This window comes from Rhodococcus sp. P14, from assembly GCF_000256505.1.
GTDB lineage: Bacteria > Actinomycetota > Actinomycetes > Mycobacteriales > Mycobacteriaceae > Rhodococcus > Rhodococcus ruber.
In genome coordinates this window covers 1-7,040 of record NZ_AJFC01000154.1, presented here as the reverse complement: position 1 = coordinate 7,040, position 7,040 = coordinate 1, and the positions used below count along the sequence as shown (strand labels likewise).

General features: G+C 72.8%; 7 protein-coding genes. 1 reads left to right on the top strand and 6 read right to left on the bottom strand.

Annotated elements, in window-relative coordinates; genetic code table 11:
* Positions 1 to 163: 163 nt before the first annotated feature.
* From OEY_RS0111290 to OEY_RS0111275, 4 genes are all read right to left on the bottom strand, one after another.
* Complete coding sequence (locus OEY_RS0111290; RefSeq protein WP_010593986.1) at positions 164 to 445, bottom strand: DUF2537 domain-containing protein; 282 nt, start codon at positions 443 to 445, stop codon at positions 164 to 166.
* Positions 442 to 1,248, bottom strand: coding sequence for a TrmH family RNA methyltransferase (locus OEY_RS0111285; protein ID WP_010593985.1), 807 nt, complete (start codon positions 1,246 to 1,248; stop codon positions 442 to 444). The genes OEY_RS0111290 and OEY_RS0111285 overlap by 4 nt, the downstream gene beginning before the upstream one ends.
* An 81-nt stretch (positions 1,249 to 1,329) precedes the next feature.
* Positions 1,330 to 1,761, bottom strand: a complete 432-nt coding sequence (locus OEY_RS0111280; protein ID WP_010593984.1) for a MarR family winged helix-turn-helix transcriptional regulator — start codon at positions 1,759 to 1,761, stop codon at positions 1,330 to 1,332.
* A 43-nt stretch (positions 1,762 to 1,804) separates the two neighbouring features.
* On the bottom strand, positions 1,805 to 3,289 hold the full coding sequence (locus OEY_RS0111275; protein ID WP_010593983.1) for an NCS2 family permease: 1,485 nt from the start codon (positions 3,287 to 3,289) through the stop codon (positions 1,805 to 1,807).
* Between the two features lie 75 nt (positions 3,290 to 3,364).
* Here OEY_RS0111275 and OEY_RS0111270 point away from each other — a divergent pair, with 75 nt between their 5' ends.
* Positions 3,365 to 3,613 carry a DUF2530 domain-containing protein gene (locus OEY_RS0111270; RefSeq protein WP_010593982.1) on the top strand — a complete coding sequence of 83 codons (249 nt, stop codon included), beginning with the start codon at positions 3,365 to 3,367 and terminating at the stop codon, positions 3,611 to 3,613.
* A 24-nt stretch (positions 3,614 to 3,637) separates the two neighbouring features.
* Here OEY_RS0111270 and OEY_RS0111265 read toward each other — a convergent pair whose 3' ends face one another.
* Together OEY_RS0111265 and OEY_RS0111260 are read right to left on the bottom strand one after the other, a co-directional pair.
* On the bottom strand, positions 3,638 to 4,273 hold the full coding sequence (locus OEY_RS0111265) for a phosphatase PAP2 family protein (RefSeq protein ID WP_010593981.1): 636 nt from the start codon (positions 4,271 to 4,273) through the stop codon (positions 3,638 to 3,640).
* Positions 4,186 to 6,945: a sacsin N-terminal ATP-binding-like domain-containing protein gene (locus OEY_RS0111260; RefSeq protein ID WP_010593980.1), complete on the bottom strand. Its 2,760-nt coding sequence runs from the start codon at positions 6,943 to 6,945 to the stop codon at positions 4,186 to 4,188. Before OEY_RS0111260 ends, OEY_RS0111265 begins: the two co-directional genes overlap by 88 nt.
* Positions 6,946 to 7,040: the final 95 nt, after the last annotated feature.

Genomic DNA, 7,040 nt, shown 5'->3' with positions numbered 1-7,040 from the left:
GGCGGCGGGCGCCCCCCCGCCGACCGGGACGCACCGGGCGCCCGGCCCGCGCGACGGCGGTGGTGGCCGCGGCGGATCTCCGCGCCCGGCCGCGCACTGCCCGGCCGTACGCGCGCGGAATAACCGGTGCGCCTGGCAGATTCGTTCGCGGCCGTGGATCCGCTCAGAACGCCGCCGCGGCGAGCAGGACGATCCAGCCGACCGGGACACCGGCGGCGACGCCGGCGGCGATCCACCGCCACAGCGGCACCCGACGCCACCACCACAGGGTGGGGGCGATCCCGGCCGCGGCGACGAGGTTGACGATCACCACGAGCAGGGGGTGCACGCGCCCGAGTTCGAGCCCGAACGCCACGATCGTCACCACCGTGACGGCGAGGGCGAAACCCGTCAGCGTCAGTCCCGTCGACCACGGTGTCGACGGGGCGCGCGGGGGCGCGATCACCGCGGGATCCGTACCCGCTCGTAGAACGCCATCGCCGCGGCCGTGGCGACGTTGAGCGAGTCGGTGCCCGGGGCCATCGGAATGCGGGCCCGCACGTCCGTCGCGCGCATCGCGTGCTCGGTCAGCCCCGGACCCTCGGCACCGAGGAGCAGCGCGACCTTCTCCCCCGTCATCGCCTCGGCCAGCGGCACGGCCTCGGGATTCGGAGTGAGCGAGATGAGCTGGAAGCCGCGCGCCCGCAGCAGGTCCAGATCGTCCGGCCACGTTTCGACGTGCGCGAACGGCACTCGCAGGACATGACCCATCGAGACCCGCACCGACCGCCGGTACAGCGGGTCGGCGCAGCCCTTGCCGAACACGACGGCGTCGACACCGAGGCCGGCGGCGTTGCGGAACATCGAGCCGAGGTTCTCGTGGTCGTTGACACCCTCGAGCACCGCCACCGTGGTGGCCTTCTCGAGGACGTCGTCGAGGGCGAGCGCCGGCGGCCGGTGCGCCACGGCGAGCACCCCGCGGTTGAGGTGGAAGCCGACGACCTCGGCCATGACCTCGGCCGAGGTGCGGTAGAACGGCACGTCGACGTCGCGCAGGTCGTCGGCGAGTTCACCGAGACGACGATCCACCCCGAGCAGGCTGCCGGGTGTGAATCGCGAATCGAGCATCCGCTGGACGACGAGCACGCCCTCCGCGATCACCAACCCCTTGCCGGCCGGCAGGTCGGGCCGGCGATCCGCCGAGTTGAGGTCTCGGAAGTCGTTCAGCCGGGGGTCGGCGGGATCCTCGATGTCGACGATGTGCACCACGCCGTCGATTCTCCCAGGCCACGTCCCGGGCTCGTCGGCGGGTTCGCCGGGCACATCCCGGCCACGAGGACCGGGATCGGCTCACTCCGCTTCGCTGACCAGCTTGTTGATGATCTCCACCGCGTCCCCGAGCGTGGCGAGGCTGGCCTCGTCCAAGGTGGCGAGGCGTTCGGTCAGCCACGCCTCCCGGGCCTGCTGCTCGTCGATCAGCAGTGCCCGGCCCGCGTCCGAGAGCGAGACGATGACCTGCCGGCCGTCCGTGGGATGCGGGGTCCGTTCGACGAGCCCGATCTCGTCGAGCGAGGCGATCACCCGCGTCATGGACGGCGGCTGGACCTTCTCGCGTGCGGCCAGCGCACCGGGGGTCATCGCTCCCTCCTGCCTCAGCGTGGTCATGGCCGACAGCTGAGTCAGGGACACCCGGGAATCGGAGCGCCGCCCCCGCAAATGGCGCGTCAGGCGCACGACTGCCAACGAGAGGTCGCCGGCGAGCGTGCGATGTTCCGATGTCATGGCGTGCACAATACGGGACCGACCGGACACATCGCGCCGCATGTCAGGTGAGCAGTTCGGTGATCGGGTCCACCGCGAAGTAGGCGACGAACAAGCCTGCCACCACCCACAGCAGCGGATGCACCGTCCGCGCCTTTCCGGCCGCGGCGTGCAGGACGACCCACGTGATGAAGCCGACGCCGATGCCGTTGGCGATCGAGTAGGTGAACGGCATGACGACGATCGTGAGGAACGCGGGCAGTGCGATGGCGAACTGGGTGAAGTCGATGTCGCGGACCTGCCCGATCATGAGGGCGCCGACCACCACGAGAGCCGGGGCGGCGGCCTCGACCGGCACCATCTCGTAGAGCGGGGTGAGGAACATCGCGGCGAGGAACAGCACGCCGGTCACCACGTTCGCGAGACCGGTGCGCGCACCCTCGGCGATGCCGGAGGCGGACTCGACGAACACCGTGTTCGACGACGCGGATCCCACACCACCGGCGACGGCACCGGTGCCCTCGACGACGAGGGCACGGCCGATGCCGGGCAGGTTGCCGTTCTTGTCGGTGAGCCCGGCTTCCTTGCCGAGGCCGGTCATCGTGCCCATCGCGTCGAAGAAGTTGGCCAGGACGAGTGTGAACACGAGCAGTGTCGCGGCGATCACGCCGATCCGGGTGAACGCGCCGAAGAGGTCGACGTTGCCCACCAGGCTCAGATCCGGCACGCCGGCCACCTTGTCGGGCACCTCCGGGGTGCTCAGGTTCCAGCCCTTCGGGTCGGTGCCCTGCGACGGCCCGACGCCGGCGACCGCCTCGACGATCGCGGCCACCACCGTGGTCGCGACGATGCCGATGAGCAGACCGCCGGGCACCCGGCGCACGACGAGCACCCCCATCAGCAGCACGCCGAACACGAACACCGCGGTCGGCCACGACGCGATCGAACCGTCGATGCCCAGCCCGACGGGGACGGTGGTGCCGGCCGCGTCCGGCAGGCGGCGCACGAATCCGGCGTCGACCATGCCGATCAGGGCGATGAACGCACCGATACCGGCCGCAATGGCCGCCTTCAGCTCGGGCGGGATCGCGTTGAACACGGCGGTGCGGAAACCGGTGACGGCGAGGATCACGATGATGATGCCGTCGATCACCACGAGGCCCATCGCCTCGGGCCAGGTGACCTGGGGCGCGATGGTGACCGCCAGCAGGGTGTTGATGCCCAGGCCGGCCGCGATGGCGAACGGATAGTTGGCGACGATGCCGAAGACGATGCTCATCAGTCCGGCCACCAGCGCGGTGACGGCCGCGACCTGGTTGACCGGCAGGATGTTGCCGAGCACGTCGACCTTGGCCGTGGCGTCGTCCGGGGAGAAGCTGCCCAGGATCAGCGGATTGAGCACCACGATGTAGGCCATCGCGACGAACGTGACGACACCACCGCGCACCTCCCGCGAGACCGTCGATCCCCGTTCGGTGATCTTGAAGTAGGTGTCGAGGAAGGAGGTGCCGACCGCCGTGCCGGACTTCCGCTCTGAGGATTGGGCCATATCGACTTCCGCTCTGGGGTGGGGGCTGCGTCGCAACGGGAGATTATTGCAACCGGGCTGGACTAGCCTGAAATCGTGAACGACGCACGCACGATCGCCGAGCGGACCCGGCGCCTCGCCGATCCCCGCGCCGCACTGGCGATCGGCACGGCGCTGTGGACGGTGGCGACGATCGTCGTGCTCGTCGCGGACGAGCGGTGGTCGGCCGCACTGCCCGTGTGTGTAGCCGGAATCATCGTGGGACTCTTGGGATTCACCCTGTTCCTCGTGCAGCGCCGGGCCGCACGGCTGGGCCGGCGCGGCGCTCAGGTCGGACTGGACTGACGAGAGGGCGCGTGCCGCCCGGCGTCACGGCCGTGGTGACAGCCGGGACTGCACCCGCGTGATCAACCCCACCCACAGCAACGCCCACAACGACCCCAGCACCCACCCGGCGACGACGTCGGTCAGCCAGTGCGCCGCGAGGTAGACCCGCGAGAGCCCGACCGCGAGCGTGTAGGCGCCGAGAGCGCAGTACGCCACGAGGGCCCCGTGGCTGCCGGGCGGCGACCGCCGGGCGATCACGACGGCGAGCACCGTCGCCAGCATCGCGGTCATCATGGCGTGACCGGACGGGAACGAGTGGGTGGTCAGTTCGACGAGGCGTTCGGGCTGCGGGGGGCGTTCCCGGCCGAACTGCAGCTTGAGCAGGCTCATCAGCGGCCAGCCCGTGAGGATCGTCGCGGACAGCAGCAGCGCATCGTCGCGGCGGCCCGCGCGCAGCATCAGCACCGTCAGCACCGCCGTGACGACGGCGATCGCGGTCATGCCTCCCGAGTGGGTGACGACGGTGACCAGGGCGGTCAACGCGGGTTCGCGCAGGTCCACCACCCCCTCGAGGGTCGTCGTGTCGATACTCATCGCGGCTCCGCCGGCGCGAGCGCCGCGACGGCGGCGGCCAGTCCCGATGCGGTGCAGTGCGTCGTGCCGCTGCCGTCCACCCACCACGCGACCTCGTGCGCGCCGGTGACCGCGCCCGAGCAGCGCACGGTCAGCCGCTCGTGCACGACGAGCGGTCCGCGCGGCACCGTCCGCCCCGCGACGGCCGCGGCGAGCACCGCGGCCGGCTCGTTCCGCCATTCGGTCGCGCGCCCCGGGCCGGTGACATGGCCGGACACCTCGGCCGAGGCGAGGGGCACGTCGAGGAGGTCGGCGAGGACCGGCGCGGCCGGCAGGGTGCCGAGCACGAGCCGGTCGGCGGGGATCACGGCGGCGAGCCAGGGCCGGTCCAGGACCAGTGCGTGCGCGGCATCGACGGTCGTCCCGGCGAGGCTGCGGACGGCGTCGGGCAGGTGCAGGTCGTCGAGGTCGAGTACGCCGGCGGCGCTCGCCGCGGCCAGGGCGGCGTGGGTGTGGACGGTGACGACCGGGACGGGGATGCGGTCGGGATCGGCCAGGAGGTCGAGGAGCAGCGCGGCCGCCTCCGTGCTCTCGACGTCCGTCGCGGCCAGACACGCCCGCAGACGGTCCGCGTCCGGGTGCGGGCAGGGGTCGAGCAGCCCGGCGAACGCGTCGTCGTCGGGGGCGCGCAGGTGCCCGAGCGTCCGGCCGTCCAGCGTCGCGAAGGTGCGCAGCCACCAGGCGGTGTAGCCACGGCGATCGTCGAGGACCGCGGCGGTGCCGGGATCGGCGACGAGGAGCGACAGGGCCCGGTCCCAGCACGCGTCGTCGACCAGGTCGAGATCGCGCACGGCCACGAGCAGGTCGGGGTCCCCGTCGAGGGTTTCCCACCACTGTTCCTCGTCGGGCAGGTCGTGATCGGGACCGGTGGGCAGTTCGGCGCGCAGCACGGTGAAACCCCATCCGACACCGACCGCCCGCAGCGCGTCGGCGTCGTACCGTTCGGCCACCTGCGGGTCGAGGGTGGCGAACGGCGCGTCCGGCACCAGCACCTCGGCGAGGGGTGCCCCCGGCAGCAGCAGTTCGTCGGCGGGCACGAGTTCACCGTCGACGTCGGACAGCAGCAGCGCTCCGAGCTCCCGGGGCACCGCCGCGGCCGGTACCTGTGCGGCCAGCCGGAGTACGACGTCCGCCAGTTCGGTCGTCGCCTCGCAGTCCGCGGCGTCGACGTCCTCGACCGCCGCGAGCAGGGCCGGATCCGCGAGCAGATCCGCCGCCGTGACCGTGCCGGCGCCGAGCCGGGTGAGCAGCGGATGTGCGGCGTCGGGATGCACGAGACGCACCCACGGCAGCCGCAGATGCCCGACGTCCGTGCCCAGCACGGTGGTCCGCGGCCCGGTCACGGTGCGCCCGTCCGACAGCGGGACCGGGATCGCGGCGAGTTCCTCGGCGACCACGGCGTCGACGACCAACGGGGTGAGCGCCTCGTACAGCCGGTACCACCATGCGGGTTCACGCTCGACGCCGGCGAGCAGTTCGGCGATCCGCGCCGGCCCGAGCCGGTGCACGTCGACGGCGCCGAGCGCCGCCGCGTGCCGCGGCCCGCACAGATCGGGCCGGATCAGGCCGGGCACGACGTCGGCGAGGACACCGGCGAGCTCGTCGGTCAGACCGGTCAGTGCGGTGGCGCGGTCCGGGAGCAGATCGTCGCCGCCGTCGGCGGGGGGCAGCCACGGATGCGCGCGCAGCTCCTGCAGTACGGCCTCCCGCAGCAGCGCGTCGACCTCGCTGCGCGCGAAACCGGGAACCGGAACCATCGACGGCCGGTGCCGCGGGGGCAGGGCCGCGACGAAGTCGGCGTAACCGCGGACGAGCCCGGCCACCGGGGCGCCGGGGAGCAGGCGGCGCCGGTCGGGTTGCATCGGCACGTCGGCGATCACCAGCGCGGGCAGCGAGAGTTCCTCGTCCGAGCGGGTGGGGGCACGCAGCACGTCCTGGGACACCGGCACCGGCACCCCGTCGACGACCGGAACGAGCCAGCGGGCGTGCGGGCCCGTGTACTCCCACCAGGTCCGCTCGCCGACGGCGACGACACGCAGCCCGGACTCGGTGTCGGTGCAGGTGCGGGTGAACGTGCGAGCGCCGACCGTGACGGTGGTCAGGGCGGGCAGTTCGAGGAGCAGGTCGACGGCCTCCGCGGCGAACCCGTCGAGCAGCGCGTCGGCGTCGATGCCGGCACGCAGCCGCAGCACCACCTCGGTGTCCCAGCCCGGCGCGGGTGGTGCGGGAACCGGCCAGGCGAGACGCAGCACCGGGATGCCGGATTCCGGGACGGGCAGGTCGCGGTCGGCGAGGGCGTCCCGGGTGCGTGCGGCGGAGAAGCGGATCGAGCCGGAACGCGAACGGATCTCGATGTCCGCGCTGACCGCCGCGACGGCGGTGAACCCGACCCCGAACCGGCCGACCCCGCCCGTCTTGCTCGACGCGCGCAGGGCCGTCAGCGCCTGCACGCCGGCCTCGTCGAGCACCGCGCCGGTGTTCGCGACGTGCAGGTCGTCGCCGTCGCGCCACAGGCACAGCACCCCCGGCACGCCCGCGCGCGCGGCCGCGTCGGCCGCGTTCTGCGCGAGTTCGGTCAGCACCCGGTCCCGGTAGCCGGCCCGGACGAGGTCGGCCTCGGTGGCGGCGTCCTCCCGCAGCCGGGTCGGGGACGATGCCCAGGCCAGCAGGGTGCCCTCGCGCAGCCCCGCTGTCCCGAAGGGGTCGGGGCGCGGCATCGTCAGTCGGTCTGTTCCGGCGGCTCGGCCCCGGCCGGCTCGGCGGCCACGGTCTCGGTGCTCTCCGCGGTCTCGGTGTTCGCTGCAGTCTCGGT